The 14539-nt window shown below is 41.7% G+C and carries 13 protein-coding genes, 1 tRNA gene and 2 pseudogenes; 8 read left to right on the top strand and 8 right to left on the bottom strand.

Annotated elements, in window-relative coordinates; genetic code table 11:
• Positions 1 to 92: 92 nt before the first annotated feature.
• The 4 genes and pseudogenes from CYLST_RS27595 to CYLST_RS33780 all read right to left on the bottom strand — a co-directional run bounded on the left by CYLST_RS27595 (position 93) and on the right by CYLST_RS33780 (position 3098).
• Positions 93 to 166, bottom strand: a tRNA-Arg gene (locus CYLST_RS27595).
• A 34-nt stretch (positions 167 to 200) separates the two neighbouring features.
• Entirely contained in the window at positions 201 to 1298 is a 1098-nt protein-coding gene (locus CYLST_RS27590) for a tocopherol cyclase family protein (RefSeq protein ID WP_041233303.1), read from the bottom strand.
• 43 nt (positions 1299 to 1341) lie between these two features.
• Positions 1342 to 2550: an RNA-guided endonuclease InsQ/TnpB family protein gene (locus tag CYLST_RS33785; protein WP_281172836.1), complete on the bottom strand. Its 1209-nt coding sequence runs from the start codon at positions 2548 to 2550 to the stop codon at positions 1342 to 1344.
• A pseudogene (locus CYLST_RS33780) lies at positions 2483 to 3098 on the bottom strand (IS607 family transposase). Before CYLST_RS33780 ends, CYLST_RS33785 begins: the two are co-directional and overlap by 68 nt.
• Positions 3099 to 3237: 139 nt before the next feature.
• Between CYLST_RS33780 and CYLST_RS36430 the strand changes: the two are divergent.
• The 4 genes from CYLST_RS36430 to CYLST_RS27575 all read left to right on the top strand — a co-directional run bounded on the left by CYLST_RS36430 (position 3238) and on the right by CYLST_RS27575 (position 6291).
• Positions 3238 to 3360, top strand: coding sequence for a hypothetical protein (locus CYLST_RS36430; RefSeq protein WP_281172799.1), 123 nt, complete (start codon positions 3238 to 3240; stop codon positions 3358 to 3360).
• Positions 3361 to 3394: 34 nt separating this feature from the next.
• On the top strand, positions 3395 to 3544 hold the full coding sequence (locus tag CYLST_RS33775; RefSeq protein ID WP_245587442.1) for a WD40 repeat domain-containing protein: 150 nt from the start codon (positions 3395 to 3397) through the stop codon (positions 3542 to 3544).
• Positions 3545 to 3630: 86 nt separating this feature from the next.
• Positions 3631 to 5124, top strand: a complete 1494-nt coding sequence (locus tag CYLST_RS27580; protein WP_015211027.1) for a WD40 domain-containing protein — start codon at positions 3631 to 3633, stop codon at positions 5122 to 5124.
• Positions 5125 to 5523: 399 nt separating this feature from the next.
• Entirely contained in the window at positions 5524 to 6291 is a 768-nt protein-coding gene (locus CYLST_RS27575) for a hypothetical protein (protein WP_015211026.1), read from the top strand.
• 590 nt (positions 6292 to 6881) lie between these two features.
• Here CYLST_RS27575 and CYLST_RS27570 read toward each other — a convergent pair.
• The gene (locus CYLST_RS27570) at positions 6882 to 7715 is read right to left on the bottom strand and encodes a metallophosphoesterase (protein WP_015211025.1); all 834 of its coding nucleotides are present in this window, start codon (positions 7713 to 7715) and stop codon (positions 6882 to 6884) included.
• Positions 7716 to 7917: 202 nt separating this feature from the next.
• Between CYLST_RS27570 and CYLST_RS27565 the strand changes: the two genes are divergently transcribed.
• On the top strand, positions 7918 to 8295 hold the full coding sequence (locus CYLST_RS27565; protein ID WP_041233187.1) for a helix-turn-helix domain-containing protein: 378 nt from the start codon (positions 7918 to 7920) through the stop codon (positions 8293 to 8295).
• Between the two features lie 67 nt (positions 8296 to 8362).
• A complete protein-coding gene (locus CYLST_RS27560) occupies positions 8363 to 8863 on the top strand; it encodes a transposase (RefSeq protein WP_085960646.1) in 501 nt (166 codons plus the stop codon).
• On the opposite strand, the gene CYLST_RS27555 is transcribed toward CYLST_RS27560, so the two are convergent.
• A complete protein-coding gene (locus CYLST_RS27555; protein ID WP_015211024.1) occupies positions 8858 to 9688 on the bottom strand; it encodes a metallophosphoesterase in 831 nt (276 codons plus the stop codon). The genes CYLST_RS27560 and CYLST_RS27555 overlap by 6 nt on opposite strands.
• 448 nt (positions 9689 to 10136) lie before the next feature.
• Between CYLST_RS27555 and CYLST_RS27550 the strand changes: the two genes are divergently transcribed.
• Positions 10137 to 11276, top strand: coding sequence for a nucleotide-binding protein (locus CYLST_RS27550; RefSeq protein ID WP_015211023.1), 1140 nt, complete (start codon positions 10137 to 10139; stop codon positions 11274 to 11276).
• A 123-nt stretch (positions 11277 to 11399) separates the two neighbouring features.
• Positions 11400 to 12272 (top strand): annotated as a pseudogene (locus CYLST_RS27545) (IS982 family transposase).
• Between the two features lie 156 nt (positions 12273 to 12428).
• Here the strand turns inward: CYLST_RS27545 and CYLST_RS34900 are convergent.
• Together CYLST_RS34900 and CYLST_RS27540 are read right to left on the bottom strand one after the other, a co-directional pair.
• Positions 12429 to 12629, bottom strand: coding sequence for a hypothetical protein (locus tag CYLST_RS34900; RefSeq protein ID WP_157162647.1), 201 nt, complete (start codon positions 12627 to 12629; stop codon positions 12429 to 12431).
• Positions 12619 to 14049 (bottom strand): FAD-dependent oxidoreductase, encoded by a 1431-nt coding sequence (locus CYLST_RS27540; RefSeq protein WP_015211021.1) that lies wholly within the window; start codon positions 14047 to 14049, stop codon positions 12619 to 12621. The genes CYLST_RS34900 and CYLST_RS27540 overlap by 11 nt, the downstream gene beginning before the upstream one ends.
• Positions 14050 to 14539: the final 490 nt, after the last annotated feature.

Here is a 14539-nt window from a genome sequence, read left to right as displayed (position 1 = left end):
GTCTCATTGTAATTGATGCACCATACTAACCTGGATCGGAAAATTCTTAAAGAATGCCCGACCACTTAATTTATGCAATTGTTTTTAGACGACGGGACTGGCCAGGTTCGAACCGGCGGCCTAGCGCTTAGGAGGCGCTCGCTCTATCCAACTGAGCTACAGCCCCAACAGAAGAAGCATACATAATTATAGCAGCAGTTTTAGGGAGACTGCCAACTATTATTCCAAGTACCGCCGCCTATCTCTAAACCACACAGATAACTATGTGCCTTCAGGATTGTTTTAGATTTTCCCCCACCTATTTCTCGCAACTCTATATCTAATTGCCCTTGCATGGTGTCCCGGCAACAGAATGCTAAACCATTGGTGGTGGGTGCTCGCAGCTCGGTACCTTTTAGATGAGTGGTTCCTGTCAACTCAACCTCATACTCTAAGTTTCTAGCTCGCATGTGCCATCCACCCCAAGGCTGAATTTGCCATTCTACTTGTGAATTCCAGGGTACGAATTCATAAAACTTGCCTTGGGAGTGCAAGCCAATCATCGCTACAGATTCCATCCACCACAGCACACCACGCCTTCCCCCACCAGCGGTTAAGGCCAAGTCTGGTTCACCCTCAAAGGAATTGCAATTTAGCCAAAACCATTTTTGTGGAAAAGCACCGCCCCAATTTTTTTCTCCATAGGCTGGGGCGTTGCTGAATTGGTAGATTTTACCATTCCAGTCAATCCAGCCGCTGGCTAAACCGTGAGCCATCAAGATTTGCCACCCAGGTTCAAAAATTTGCAAAAAAGATAGCCAACCAGCAGTTGATTGCTGAAGGCTATTTTGATTGCCCCAAGCATAAATTGGCTGAATTTGATAATGCCAACGGCAATAATTACCAGTTGCCGGATCAGTAATTATGCCCTGATTTAAGGTAGCTGTGGCTTGATAGCCTTCTTGAACATGATGCTCAAACTCTGCTGGTAAAAGGTAAATGGGTGAAACTTGTAAGTCAGTTTTGCCCCAATGTCCTAAACCGAGGACATCTCGACTACCCCAAAATTTCTGGACATCGGGAAAAGTGCGGCATAGATACTCATCATCTAGTCCCAGGACTTGGGCTGCACCGCCGCTGTGGGGCTTACCACCGATAGGATCTTCGATGGAGTACATGAAAGCGAAGGTTTGCCCAATTTCGGGCAAAGTAACGCGATAATACCAGCCCTCAAAGAAACGGCGGCTACTACCGTCCCAATGGTAGCCGCTATGAGGTGTTTGGGTTGAGTTCAGGAAGTTTCTGGGAATACTAACCATAGATTCCAATTTATTACCTATTTCCCAGTATGCGCTGACGGTGTTACGCTGTACATCTCTGGACAAACAGATCATACGCGATAGCAATACTCTCACTACTAATAGAGAGAGCAAAGGAGCCGTCCCTCAAAGCTCGAATCATAATGTTTCGAGCGCCGCCCCAATCGCGGTCATGTTCGTGGCCACAGTTGGGGCATTTAAATATCTTAGAACCGCCTAGCAAGTCGTGCTTGTGACCGCACTTGGTACAAGTCTTGCTGGTGTAAGACTCGTTAACATCAATGACAACAACACCCCGTTTTTTAGCCGCTTGCTTTAAGTGGCATTCAAATCGGTAGTGCCCCCAGGTGAGCATCTGCCTAGCTGTCTTGGTGTGTAACTTGCGTTTGGATTTAACCACCATCTGAGACGTTTCAAATGTTGGCAGCAAGATAACTTTGTATTGACTTGTTAAATAATTAGTTACTTGTTTGTGGCATTCATCAACTAAATTACGAATCCTGATTCTCAGGCGGTGAGCTGCTTCGTACATCCGGCGTTTTTGGGTTCTACTAGCTTTTGACGCTCTGCCCATAAGTGAGTCAAGGTGAGAACACAATCTTTGAATGCGTCCAATGTCTGCCTTGCCAAACTCTTGAAAAGAATCACCATCATAGCTAGTCAAAAACGTTCTCACGCCTGGGTCAAGTGCAATTACTTTGTCTAATTCCTTCGGCTCAACCTCTTCTGTTACTGGAATACAAGCGAACCAGCGCTTTCTATCCCTGACAAGTTGAGTCGCAAATTCAGTCTTTTCTATTGGTTCTGTAGACTTGAAGCTAAGTCCTTTGACCAACGACGGAAACCAAGTCTCGCCATTGAAATTAACTTTGTGAAACTTGATTGATTGTGACGGCTGACGGCAACTTCTAAAACTTGCCTCCCCCTTTACGGCACGAGCTTGTTTCCAAGCATCCCAAGCATCAAAAATTGCATTTTCTTTTGGGTGAGATGGTGCAGACTTGACCCACTCAGGTAAGTCTAGCCCTAATACGTAATCTCTCAAAGAATAAGCACTGGTTAATTTCTCACCTGCTTTTAATGCTGCAATAGCTTTGTTGTAGCAGTGGCGCGATGCTGACAACCAAGACTTCCATAATTGGTGTAACTCAAGTTCAGGATAAACCCGAATTTTGAGTGTTTTGTTAGGCGACTTCTTCTCTTTCTTGTGCCTCGGTTTCGACTTGTAACTCTTGTTTGATTTGGTTTTCAAGTCTTCTAATGGAGTAAAGTCGGCTTGAAAAGCTGTGGAGAATTGCAACGATATCTTGAACGAGTTCGGCGTGTGGAGAGAGGCTGATTTGGTTGAGAACCACGATTTTGCAGTCAAACTGTTCACATAACCACTCGATAATGTCAAATCCGAATCTTGCAAGTCGGTCTTTGTGGGCAACCACAATAACTCCGATATCACCTCGCAGAACTCGTCCCAAAAGAGCGATGAGTCCTTTCCTCCGCAGATTAAGTCCTCCTCCCACTTCCTTAACGACTTCAGCGCCGCTCTAGAGCGCTGATAATCGTTCAACTTGTCTATCAAGGTCAGCATGAAGTGGTCTGGTAGAGACGCGAGCATAGACAACAGTGGCGCGTCTTCCATCTGGTTCTGACTCTTGTTTAATAAACCTTTCGACGTCGTATCGCCTTTGACCTGACGGCGTTTTGACGGTGCTGATTTTACCTTTTGCTTCCCATCGTCTGAGGGTTCGCAAACAAACTCTCAGAGTGTTAGCTGCATCCTCAAGGTTTCACATATTTAGCCATAGGGAAACTATAAACTAATATGTACTCATTGTCCATCTTTGTCCAGTTAATTAACGATTAGAGGTATAGCGATCGCTAACGATAACCCACATCTATCGCTCAAGTAGCAGTTTCTCCTTTCAGCACCAGACAAAAAAGTATGAATAAACGTCACTGGCTAGAAATTACCGAGTATGGATTGCTTGGTTTCTCGATATTGGGAACCATTACAGCAGGGGTAACTCAGCAGGTAGTTTACGTAAGATGGCAAGATTTTAGCTAGTGGGAGTAAAGATCAGACTGTTAAGTTATGGGATGTGCAAAGCCGTCAAGAAATCTGTACTTTTACAAGTGCCCAAGATGAGGTATATTCTGTTGCTTTTAGCCCAGATGGTAAGACTTTAGCTGCTGGCTGTGGCGATAAAACTATTATATTGTTTCCTTGTCAGGAGGCTGTGATGCGTTAAATATGGGACAGTTGCGTTGATTATAGGCAAATTATGGGAATAATAATCAAAGATTCTGATTTATTGCCTATTTCTTAGGATGAGCGATGTCTAACGACAAGCTGCAAGAGTGGCTACCCTTCGATATCAATAATGCTTACATAATTCTTGGCTTGAAACCTGGTGCATCGATGGAGGAAGTCAAGCAAGCTTACCGCCAAATGGCTAAAATTTGGCATCCAGACCGGATTCTGGAACCTCAAAAAAAGCTAGAAGCAGAAGAAAAAATCAAAGAAATCAATCAGGCTTATGAAAAGTTAAAGTTTTATCAGCCAAGTGCAACCAATAAATCTGCACATCAATCTACTTCTACTTCTATCAAAATTGATTCAATTCCATCCAATGCGGAACGTTTCTATAACCAGGGAATGGAGAACGAGAAACAAGGGAAATATACTGAGGCAATTGCAGACTTTACCCAAGCGATTCGCCTTAACCCCAACTATGTAGAAGCCTATAAATTCCGGGGGCTGACTTGCTCAAAACTGGGATATGAAAATCGAGCTAAGTCAGATTTGAAAAAGGCCAGAGAACTGGAACTGGAATTGAAACTAAAAAAGGCACAGCCCAAACCAACATCACCACCACCCAAAGCATCAACACCGCCCAAACCAACATCGCCACCACCACCTAAATCACAGTCTCAACCGTCGCCGTGGAAATGTATACACACCCTGAGTCATAGGAACTTGGTTTTTAGCACTGTAATTAGTCCAGATGGGAAGACTTTGGCTAGTGGCAGTAGTGATCAGACTATCAAGATTTGGCAACTTGAAACAGGGCAATTACTACATACTCTCACTGGTCATCAAAACTTGGTTAGATGTCTTGCATTTAGCTCAGATAGCCAAACTCTAGTGAGTGGTGGTGATGACAGTAAAATTATAATTTGGCAGGTGTCTACAGGTAAATTACTCAGCACTCTTAAAGTACATTCAACCCCGGTTTTGTCTGTAATTGTGAGTCCAGATGGTCAAAGTATCTTGAGTGGCGGTCAAGACAATACTATCAAGATTTCCCATATAGAGATGGGACAGTTGCTGCATGTCCTCAAGGGTCATGCTGATTTGGTTTACTCCCTTGCTATTTGTCCAAAGCGGCAGATTTTAGTTAGTGGCAGCGCAGATAATAGAATTAAACTGTGGAATTTGCAGAATAGGCAATCGTTGTATACTCTCGTCGGGCATTCAGGTGCGGTGAACAGTGTCGCTATTAGCCCTGATGGCAAGATTTTAGCTAGTGGTAGTTCTTGCCAGACTATCAAGCTGTGGGATATGGAGACAGGGAAGTTAATTAACACCCTTGCGGGACATCACAGCTATGTTTGGTCTGTTGCTTTCAGTTCTGATGGTCAGCACCTTGCCAGTGGTAGTGCAGACAATACCGTGAAGTTGTGGCAAGTTAGCACTGGAGAACAACTTTACACTCTAGGCAGTCATGACGATTGGGTTAATTCTGTTGCTTTTAGTCCAGATGGTAAAACTGTTGTTAGCGGTAGTCGAGATATGACAGTTAAGATTTGGCGGTGCGATGTCGGGTAAAAGGCGCGGGTAAAAGGCGATCGCTAATATCTCAACCAGGGCTTATCTATCACATATTGGTAAAGAGAATGTTTACAGTTTACTCGTTCAAAATAATTGGTTAAACAGCCTATTTTGTGAGTAAAAATCAAATAATTTGAGCAAAACACTAAATTTTATTTCTATCCATCGGCTAATAGCTAGCAAAATTTATCGAACGCTCCGTCTTTTGATGGACTATGAACTCCTTCCCTGAGGTAGAGCCATAGTTGCTAATCCAGAGGTTATTCTGAGACTTGTTTAAGACAAAGGTAGCTAATCAAACAATTTCTACCTAAAAAATTGTTTAAATCTGCTCATATCTCTTTGTTCTTGCAAAGATTTAGTTTGTCAATATATTGGGGAGTGAAATCAAAATTTATGGCTAATCTAAATGAGCATGAAGTCGATAAAACCGTAGTTAGTAAAGAATCTTCCACAGATATTAATGGTAATACTCACACTAACTTAACGCGCAACACTGAAACAGTTAGTAATAGCAAAACGAATCCTCAGTCTTACCAGCAGGGTTATGTACAGGGACGAAATAATGCCCAAGCTAATTTAGCTGAACGTGATGACAGCAATGCTTCTCGTGGTTTGCTGTTAGGTATTATCTTCACGTCTCTAATTGGTTTGATTGCGGGTGCAGTCTGGTACTCTAACCAGCGCAACAACGAAGCTGTGGAAAATGCTGCACCTATCGTGATTCCTGTACCTAATAAAGTTGCTCCATCTCCCGCAGCTGTTCAATCTCCTCCAACACAAACCACCATTATTGAAAGAACTAGAGAAGTACCTGTTCTGGTTCCACAACAGCAAGTTCGTCCCGCAGCTGCACCTTCACCACCAACGATTAACGTGACTGTCCCACCCGCAGCTGCACCTTCACCACCAGCGGTTAACGTGACTGTTCCACCCCAACGGCCTGCGGCTGCTCAAAAAGCACCTTCTGCTACGCAGACGATTCCTAAAGAGATCCCAAGCCCAAAAACTCCAATCAGTAATACTCCTGTTCTAGAGCAGAAGAACGACACCTCTAAAACTACTGCGCCTAAACAGGCAGAAACCTCCAACAGCACATCTGATAGTGATTCATCTACCATTAGTACTCCTAGTACTCCTAGTAGCAGCGGTTCCACTCCCTAGCCGTCTCTGAATGCGTTCATCAGGGGTAATGGCTTGGTAGTCTTCTCCATAATTCGAGGGGACTACTACATTGTGTATAAATCATAAACAAAGCGCCTAACACAGTATTTATAAGCAAACTTGTTTAAATGTTACAGGAGATTAACGGTAGTAAACTTTAGTAAATACACGGCACAGGTTAACAATCTTGGTGTTAGATTAAGAGCAAGGTACAAAAAGGTTAAAAGTTAAACCAAAACCTTCTAGTTAGAGCCTGTGCCTCCTGCTCTAATATTTTCGCAATCTCTGTTAGGTTGTGGCATCCTGTAAATGTGTTTTCGCTTAAAGTCCACCGAGTTGTATTGGAGGTTTTTGAACGCACAGCCAGATAAATGCCTGCCTATTTAGAATCGATGATGCATAATTCTTCCTTAATTGATTGCGAAAGTTGTCCACCTTAGTTAAGTTAAGTCGAATTCTCTGATTTTCTTAAAAAATTGCATGATAACGGAACCGCTTTAAGCTACTGATATCTATCCATCGTAGCTTGGGGCGGTTTCTCCTATGAGTTAGTCAAAAATCTAGAGTCTAGAGTTGTATTGACTGCTTGATTAAGTACTAATTAAGGTAATTACAGTAACTTCTGGTGGGCAAAATAGGCGTCCTGGGCGATAGGTTCCTAAGCCGCGATTGACATATAATTGATTTTGTTCAATTTTGTGAAACCCTTGCGCCCATTCCCAATAACGCACCACTTTAGAGCAGTCTCCTAACAACAAAGACACCCAACGCCGTAATTTTTTGGGAATTTGTTTCAACAGCTTTTTATAATAAAGCACTGCGGGACCAAACCCTGGAATAACAATGTGACCTCCGTGGGTATGACCAGATAGTTGCAAGTCTACTCGCCATTTTTGCAATATTTTGGCTGTATCTGGGTTGTGGGATAGAACAATGCGCGGTGTGCTGGGATCTAGTTGGTTCATAATTGGTGCGGGGTTGAATTCCCGTGACCAATAATCAGCTAGTCCTACCAGTGGTAATTCTTCTCCTAGTGGATAGGCGATTTCATTCCACAGGACATGGACTCCAATGCTAGTCAGCGCATCTGTAACTTCGGCTTTTGAGTGGCTGTAATGGATATCGTGGTTGCCAAGTACGGCATAGATTCCACTGAAGCTTTGCAGATGTTTGAGTCGCATTACCAGTTGGTGAATTGGTGTGGGATCGTCGGTTACGTAGTCACCAGTTAAGAGAATTAAATCGGGTTCAGCTTCGTTAGTAAGTGCGATCGCCTTTTCTAACATTTTTTCCGATAGCCGCAAGCCATCGTAGTGAAAATCTGACAACTGTACCAACTTTATTCCTTGTAAAGATGCCGGTAAATCTGCAATCTTAACCGTTAATTTATCTACTCTTAAGTGTCCTGTAAACAACCAGTGCATAGTTTAAAAAATGCTCCTCATACTAGCGTTTACAGCTTATCAAAAATTAAAATGTATCTTGAGTGAATACAATATTTTATGTCATGGAATCTAATTTAATAAATTAGTTTAATTTATGACGACATTCTAGTCACTTTCTAGGGTAATTACAGCACTTGCGTCTGTTATGAGGTACACTAAATTAAAATATAAATACCTTTAAATGAAGTCATACTCTGTCGAGTTTCGAGAAAAAATAGTTGCAGCACATCTTCAAAAAAACATCTCAATCAGGAAAGTAGCTAACATATTTTCCGTCTCAAAGAGTTTAGTGCAAAAGCTTGTAAAGCAACAAAAACTTGAAGGAAATTTACAACCAAAGCCGCGAGGGAAACCACAATTTAGTCATTTAACAAATGCGGAAGTAGAGTTAAGGGAATTAGTTGAAGCACATCCAGATGCAACATTGATAGAGTTATGTGAATTCTTGGCAGACAAGACTGGTAATTGGGTGGGTCGAAGTGCAATGTGTCGGGCCTTACAGAAATTAGGATTAAATCGTAAAAAAAACAAAGCGGAGTACCCAAGCCGGGACTCTTAGAGTCTTAAATTTAAGATTAGATTATTGGGAAAAGGTCAAACATATAGAGCCAGAAAATTTAGTATTTTTGGACGAAACTGGCGTTCTACTTGGGTTAACGAGGACTCATGCCCGTTCACAAATGGGAACAAGAGCTTACTCTCTTAACCCCTTCTATAGAGGTTCAAAAGTTACAGTAATTGGAGCAATTAGTATTAACAAAGTAGTTGCATTAATGACAATGAATAATTCAATGGATGGCAGGGCATTTGAATTATTTGTTGAGAAGTTTTTAGTGCCAAATTTATGGTCAGGAGCAGTAGTAGTCATGGATAATTTATCCGCACATAAACTAGATTCAATTGTGCTAATGATTGAAGCTGTAGGCGCGAAAGTTATTTGTTTATCCTCATACTCTCCCGATTTTAATCCAATTGAATTATGGTGGTCACAACTTAAATCTTTTCTACGCCGTTTCGCTCCAACTACAACGGAAATGGTTGATAAACTAATCTCAGTTGCACTCGACTTAATAAATCCTCAACAATTAAGAAACTGGTTTGCTAGTTGCTGCTACTGTACCTCATAATAGCCGGAAACGCTGTAATGTAACTTCTGGCGGGCAAAATAAACGTCCTGGGAGATAAGTTCCCAGTCCCCGATTGACATATAGCTGATTTTTTCCTAGCTGATGTAAACCCTGTGCCCATTCCCAATGGTCGATTACAGAGTAATCTTTTCGCAAGAATGACACTCGACGCCGGATTTGCAGAGGGATGTTTCGCAATATCTTTTTGTAATAACGCCCTACAGGGCCAATTCCAGGAATGACGATTTGACCACCGTGAGTATGACCAGATAATTGCAAATCTACTCGCCATGCTTGCAATATCTCCGCAGTGTCTGGGTTATGGGATAAAACAATGCGGGGTGTGGCGGGGTCTAGCTGGTTCATGGCTAGTGCGGGATTGAATTCCTTGGAGTAACTATCTGCAAGTCCTACCAGTGGCAATTCTTGCCCTAATGGATAGGCGATTTCGTTCCACAAGACGTTAATTCCAATGCCAGTCAGGGCTGCTGTGACTTCTGGTTTTGATTGTCTGTAATATATATCGTGGTTGCCAAGTATGGCATAGATACCACAGCGACTTTGCAGTTTTTTAAGTCGTAGTACTAGTTGATGAATTGGTGCTGGGCTTGTGGTTACGTAGTCGCCTGTCAATAGAACTAAATCTGGTTTGGCTTGATTGCAAATTGCGATCGCCTTTTCTAACATTTTTTCTGTTAGCCGCAAACCATCATAGTGAAAATCTGACATCTGCACCAGCTTTTTACCTTGTAATGATGCAGGCAATCCTGCAATCTTGACCGTTACTCTCTGTGTACTCAACGGCCCAGATAACAAACTGTGCATAAGGCATTCAATAATTCTTAATGATCGGATTTATAGCTTAACGAAAATTTCTCGGTTTGCCTGTAGGAACCGCATAACTTTTTGAAAGTTTCATGAGAACTATAGATTTTAGCGTATTTATACTGGGTTTCATTAACCGTAAATTTACTATATTTTGTCCATAAATAATTTTTGTTTCGCGCCAAGGCGCCAAGACGCAAATAAGAACACAAAAAGAAGTACATTTACGAGAAGTTTACTATGCAATTCTGCCAAATTTCTGAGAATTGACTCCGAGATTTTAGGTGGCATCAAGCTTTTGATATTTTCTAAGCAGTGGTCGAAATTACATATAAAGATTAACCTATCTTAGACAAATTTGCTGTTATATAATATACTAAATTTCATATATAACTCTGAGCCAAAAAACTTAAAGCTGTTTATGCAGTCGTATTTGGAGTCACAGTACATGGATTTTAGGGAATTCGAGCAGCACGTAGCCAGAATTTTTCATAGGGGTGGTTGGGGCGTTGAAACTCCTAAACAAAACCAAGTTGGTTATGATTTAGTTGTTAAAAAAGGCGAGATACTTGGAGTAGTCCAGGTGAAATGGCTAAAAGCTAATGTTCAGAAACCCCAAATTTCAAAATTTGTTGATTTTTTAGAAACGAATGAAGGTAGACAATTTAATTGTGGTTTTTTTGTAACAACACAAGGTTATGGTGGACCAGCACGCGCCCTAATAAAATCCTGGGGACAAGATGCTCAAATACATTGTGGAGTTGCATCTGAAAATAAGATTATTTGGTTAGGTAAGAATGAAGATTTACCCCCGCCTAAACCACCAAAGAAAGGAAAGATTTATTTTGGAGTTTTTACTTGTAAAGGTGGAGTTGGGAAAACAACTGTTTCTGCCCATCTGGCGGGAGCATTTGCCCTCCAAGGGTTTAATGTAGCGCTTGTGGATCTAGATCCGGAACAAAATCTGCAAAAGCTAGTAGGCGATGGTGTTTTTGTTCCCAATCCTAAAGGAGTTGGCACAACTATCCAAGTATTTGATGGTAGTGACTGGCATGAGGATGCTGCCCGTGATTGTAAGATAGTAATTTGTGATTGCTCACCTGCACTAGAAAGAAATCCCAAAGAGCTAATTAAGCAATTCGACTACTGCATTATACCAACTACTTTAAATCCACTCGGTATTAATAAGCATGGAAAAGTAATCCAAGATACTGTTGAAAAGATACGTCGGATCAATAACAGTGCACATCTGTTTGTCTTAGTCAACAACTTTAAAGATCCTAAAGCTACCAAACGCATGGAGCTTCTTAAAAAGACTTTTTTTGATGCTTATAAGCAAATTAGCAAAACAGATAATAAATTTCATTGTATAGATCCACAGAAAGTATGTATTCGTAGCAGTGATCAACTTTATTATTGGGGTATGCATATCCTCGAAAGCCCTGACAATCCGCGCAGTGAATTAGCATTTAATCTCATAGGTGGAAGATGCCATCCGCGAGAGGACTTTATTAACTTAGCTGATTACATTGAAACAGAAGCTGGTATAGGAATTCTCAGGGAAAAAGAAGATGCTGAAGTCAATTAGTTTGCACCCCGTTCTCATCCCTAAGTTAATATATAACCCAAGTTGCTAGTTACTCTCCAAGGGAGATGACATAGGGCTACAGAAACAAGAAAATCCATCCAGCTAGAAAATTAGGAGGGAGATATGTTAAATGAAATAGTTACTATCTATGCTATCGTGGATGACCTATTAAAGACGATTGGACATCGTGAAGATATGCGCCGTGAAATGAGTGATGCAGAAATTATCACAACGGCAATCATCGCGGCTATGTTCTTCAGTGGTAATCATAGTGGGGCTTGCAGCTATATGAAAGACCATAACTTGATACCGCAGATGTTAGAAAAATCACGATTTAATCGGCGATTACATCATGTCTCAATGTTAATTAACGATTTATTTCATCAAGTGGGAACAGCACTAAAACAAATTAGTGAAAATACAGAGTATCTTTTAGACTCCTTTCCTGTACCCATATGTGATAACATTCGCATCTTTAATGCGAAGTTAATTCAATCAGAAGAATATCGAGGTTATATCGCATCCAAGAAACGCTATTTTTATGGAGTAAGAGTACAGTTATTAACTACCAAAACTGGTATTCCTGTTGAATTTGTGTTCATGCCGGCTAGTGCAACAGATATACGGGGATTAACTGCTTTACCGCTGAATTTACTACCTGGGAGTCAAGTTTACAAGGCAGCGCGTTGGACGGGTTCCCCGGCTTGAAGCGACTGCCGCGCCGATTCTGCCTATCTTGATTACACTGTTGAAGATGACTTAGTTAAAACTAGTCATATAGAGATACAAGTCATGCGAAAGAAGAACTCTAAACGCCAAGATGCACCGTGGAATCAATACATTAAACAGTCTATTCGTCATTACATTGAAACTGTATTTAGCGGCATCACAAGGTTTTTTCCAAAATCGATTCATGCGGTAACATATCAAGGATTTTTACTTAAAATCCAAGCTTTTATTTTTGCCTACACTCTGCAACAAGCTTTTATTGAATAAGTTGCATTTGTAACTTTCTCTTGAACTTGGTTGAATATTTCTTATTGCATTTCATGGCGGTTGTGGTTAGTACAACCCCTCATTTACTATGCCTATGCTTCCCTTATCCTCATCTGCATTCTATTACCCGCAACTTGGGTTATATATGTACTAATCTTAAACTTGGGGAAAGTTGCACCATATCGTCTGACACCACAAAAGAGACAATCTGCCAAAAAGTAAAACAGTGGAAAAGGGAAATTTGCTGTTTTTACCAGAGGAAGCAGCCCAAGCTAAAGCTGAAGGAGAAAGGTTGAATAGCGATCGCTTGGCTGCACCATTACGCACACTGAGAACGGCTGAAAATTTACTCAGCAACAGACAGCGGATTTGGAAAACCTTGTCTATTGCTAAAATCTCGCTCTGGGCGCTGGAATTTGAATACCTGCTTGACTACCTGCATCAGAATACTAGGGTGGAATAAGGCGCTGGGTGGCTTAATCATGTGCATTACTTCTAAGAAAACCTGATGGATTTGAGGACTCGTGGCTTGCAGAACCAGCACTTGCTTCAGATATCGCTGCATAATTTTGGTCATCAAACTGGGTTTTCCGCCTTCGGTAGTAGACCAACGGAAATCTTCACATGTTGTGATCAACCAAGGTACAGTAATTACCTTGTGGAGTTGTTTTTGAAAGTGTCGGGATAGACCAATTAAATTACCGTCTGGGTGCTGAAATCGTTGCTTGCTTAAACACTCATCCAGAGTCAAAGCACCTAAAGCAGCAGTAGTCATGCCTTGACCATAGACAGGATTAAAGGCACAGACGGCATCACCTAATACCGCCAAGCCTTCTGGTAATCGAGAAAGCTTTTCATAATGACGGAGACAATTTTCTGTGCGCTTATAGGCGTAGACAGGGGAAAGGGGTTTGGCGTCTTTGATGGTTTCGTAGATAATAGGCGATCGCAAACTCCGGGCAAAGTTGAGAAATTCAGCCTCGTTAGTTGGTGGATAATCACGAGCTACACCCATTAAGATCACCATCCAGCGATTACCTTCAATTTTAGACATGGCACTGCCACGAGTGCCTGGTGCTTGTACTGTTACATAGACACTATTCCAGTCAACTTGCTTCTCAGCAGCCAGTTCATAGCAGCGGCTAGCGTAGCCCAAAAAAGAGTTGATAATTGTCTCCTGGGGCGGCTCATAGCCCATTGCTTGCAACCATTGAGGCGATCGCGAATTTCGCCCACTAGCATCTACGACTAAATCAGCAAAAATTTCTGTTACTACTTCTTTGTCCACACGCACGCACACACCCGTCATCTTAGTTTTATCTTCGTTAGACAGTAAGCTAGTAACCTGTCCTCCTTCGACAAATGCAACACGCTTATTAGCAGCCAAGCGACGGCGGATTGTCCTCTCCAACAGATTTCGGCTACAGGTGTGGGTAATCAAATCAGAACGAAAACGGGGTGCCCAACCGCTAAGACCCAACCAGGCACCGTCTGCTGTCCAATCCATAGCTGGTGCACCTGACTCTGCTAATTCAGCCTCTATCCCAGGAAATAGCTGCTCCAGAATTTGCTTACCCCGCAGAAGTAGCACGTGCAAATGATGTGCTTGGGGTAAACCCTGGCGCTGTTCTGGTTCTTGAAAAAGGCGATCGCGTTCTACAATTGTTACATGGTCAAAGTGCTTGGTCAGTACCTGAGCCGCTAGCAGTCCAGCAATACTTCCCCCAATCACAAGAGCCTTTTTCTCTGTATATATTCCCTGATTGAAATTTAACATTTTATACTTCAGATTTTATTGAGGTATGGCCGAATGATATCTACTAAACCTGGGTTTCATGCTTATTTATCAACCCTCGGTTCAGTATTTATGCAGCTACCCATAAATTTATTACATTTCTGTGGATTTTTTCTAGAGGCTTTTCTAATTATTTTAGACTTAAGATAATTTCTTATTTTCCTACCATTACAAAATAAAAATACATCCGCAATTCTTTAAGTTTCCGTTAAATAACTTTTAACTTTCTCTTAATCGCTCTTGCTCCAGGTAAAACTGAATTTTATGAAGCAGCAGGCGCATAAAAATGGGCTAATTTCCGCTATTGGGTAAAATTGAGAGATTGAGATGCCATTTATTTAAGTTTGGCTTAAGTAGGTGGGCGTTAAAAAATCTAAGATAGACCTAACCCCCAGCCCCCAACAACCTCTCCCTAACCCTCTCCTAAGAGGAGAGGGAAGCAGATAAACTTTTGTTGCAGGTTCGGGGGAGT

This window comes from Cylindrospermum stagnale PCC 7417, assembly GCF_000317535.1.
Lineage (GTDB): Bacteria > Cyanobacteriota > Cyanobacteriia > Cyanobacteriales > Nostocaceae > Cylindrospermum > Cylindrospermum stagnale.
The sequence above is the reverse complement of the archived record's forward strand: the minus strand, read 5'-3'. Positions and strand labels throughout refer to the sequence as shown.

Excerpts from the sequence above, each read along its gene's own strand:
- CYLST_RS27590 (WP_041233303.1), bottom strand. The coding sequence starts at position 1,298 with ATGGTTAGTATTCCCAGAAACTTCCTGAACTCAACCCAAACACCTCAT.
- CYLST_RS36430 (WP_281172799.1), top strand. The coding sequence starts at position 3,238 with ATGAATAAACGTCACTGGCTAGAAATTACCGAGTATGGATTGCTTGGT.
- CYLST_RS27580 (WP_015211027.1), top strand. The coding sequence starts at position 3,631 with ATGTCTAACGACAAGCTGCAAGAGTGGCTACCCTTCGATATCAATAAT.
- CYLST_RS27575 (WP_015211026.1), top strand. The coding sequence starts at position 5,524 with ATGGCTAATCTAAATGAGCATGAAGTCGATAAAACCGTAGTTAGTAAA.
- CYLST_RS27570 (WP_015211025.1), bottom strand. The coding sequence starts at position 7,715 with ATGCACTGGTTGTTTACAGGACACTTAAGAGTAGATAAATTAACGGTT.
- CYLST_RS27565 (WP_041233187.1), top strand. The coding sequence starts at position 7,918 with ATGAAGTCATACTCTGTCGAGTTTCGAGAAAAAATAGTTGCAGCACAT.
- CYLST_RS27555 (WP_015211024.1), bottom strand. The coding sequence starts at position 9,688 with ATGCACAGTTTGTTATCTGGGCCGTTGAGTACACAGAGAGTAACGGTC.
- CYLST_RS27550 (WP_015211023.1), top strand. The coding sequence starts at position 10,137 with ATGGATTTTAGGGAATTCGAGCAGCACGTAGCCAGAATTTTTCATAGG.
- CYLST_RS27540 (WP_015211021.1), bottom strand. The coding sequence starts at position 14,049 with ATGTTAAATTTCAATCAGGGAATATATACAGAGAAAAAGGCTCTTGTG.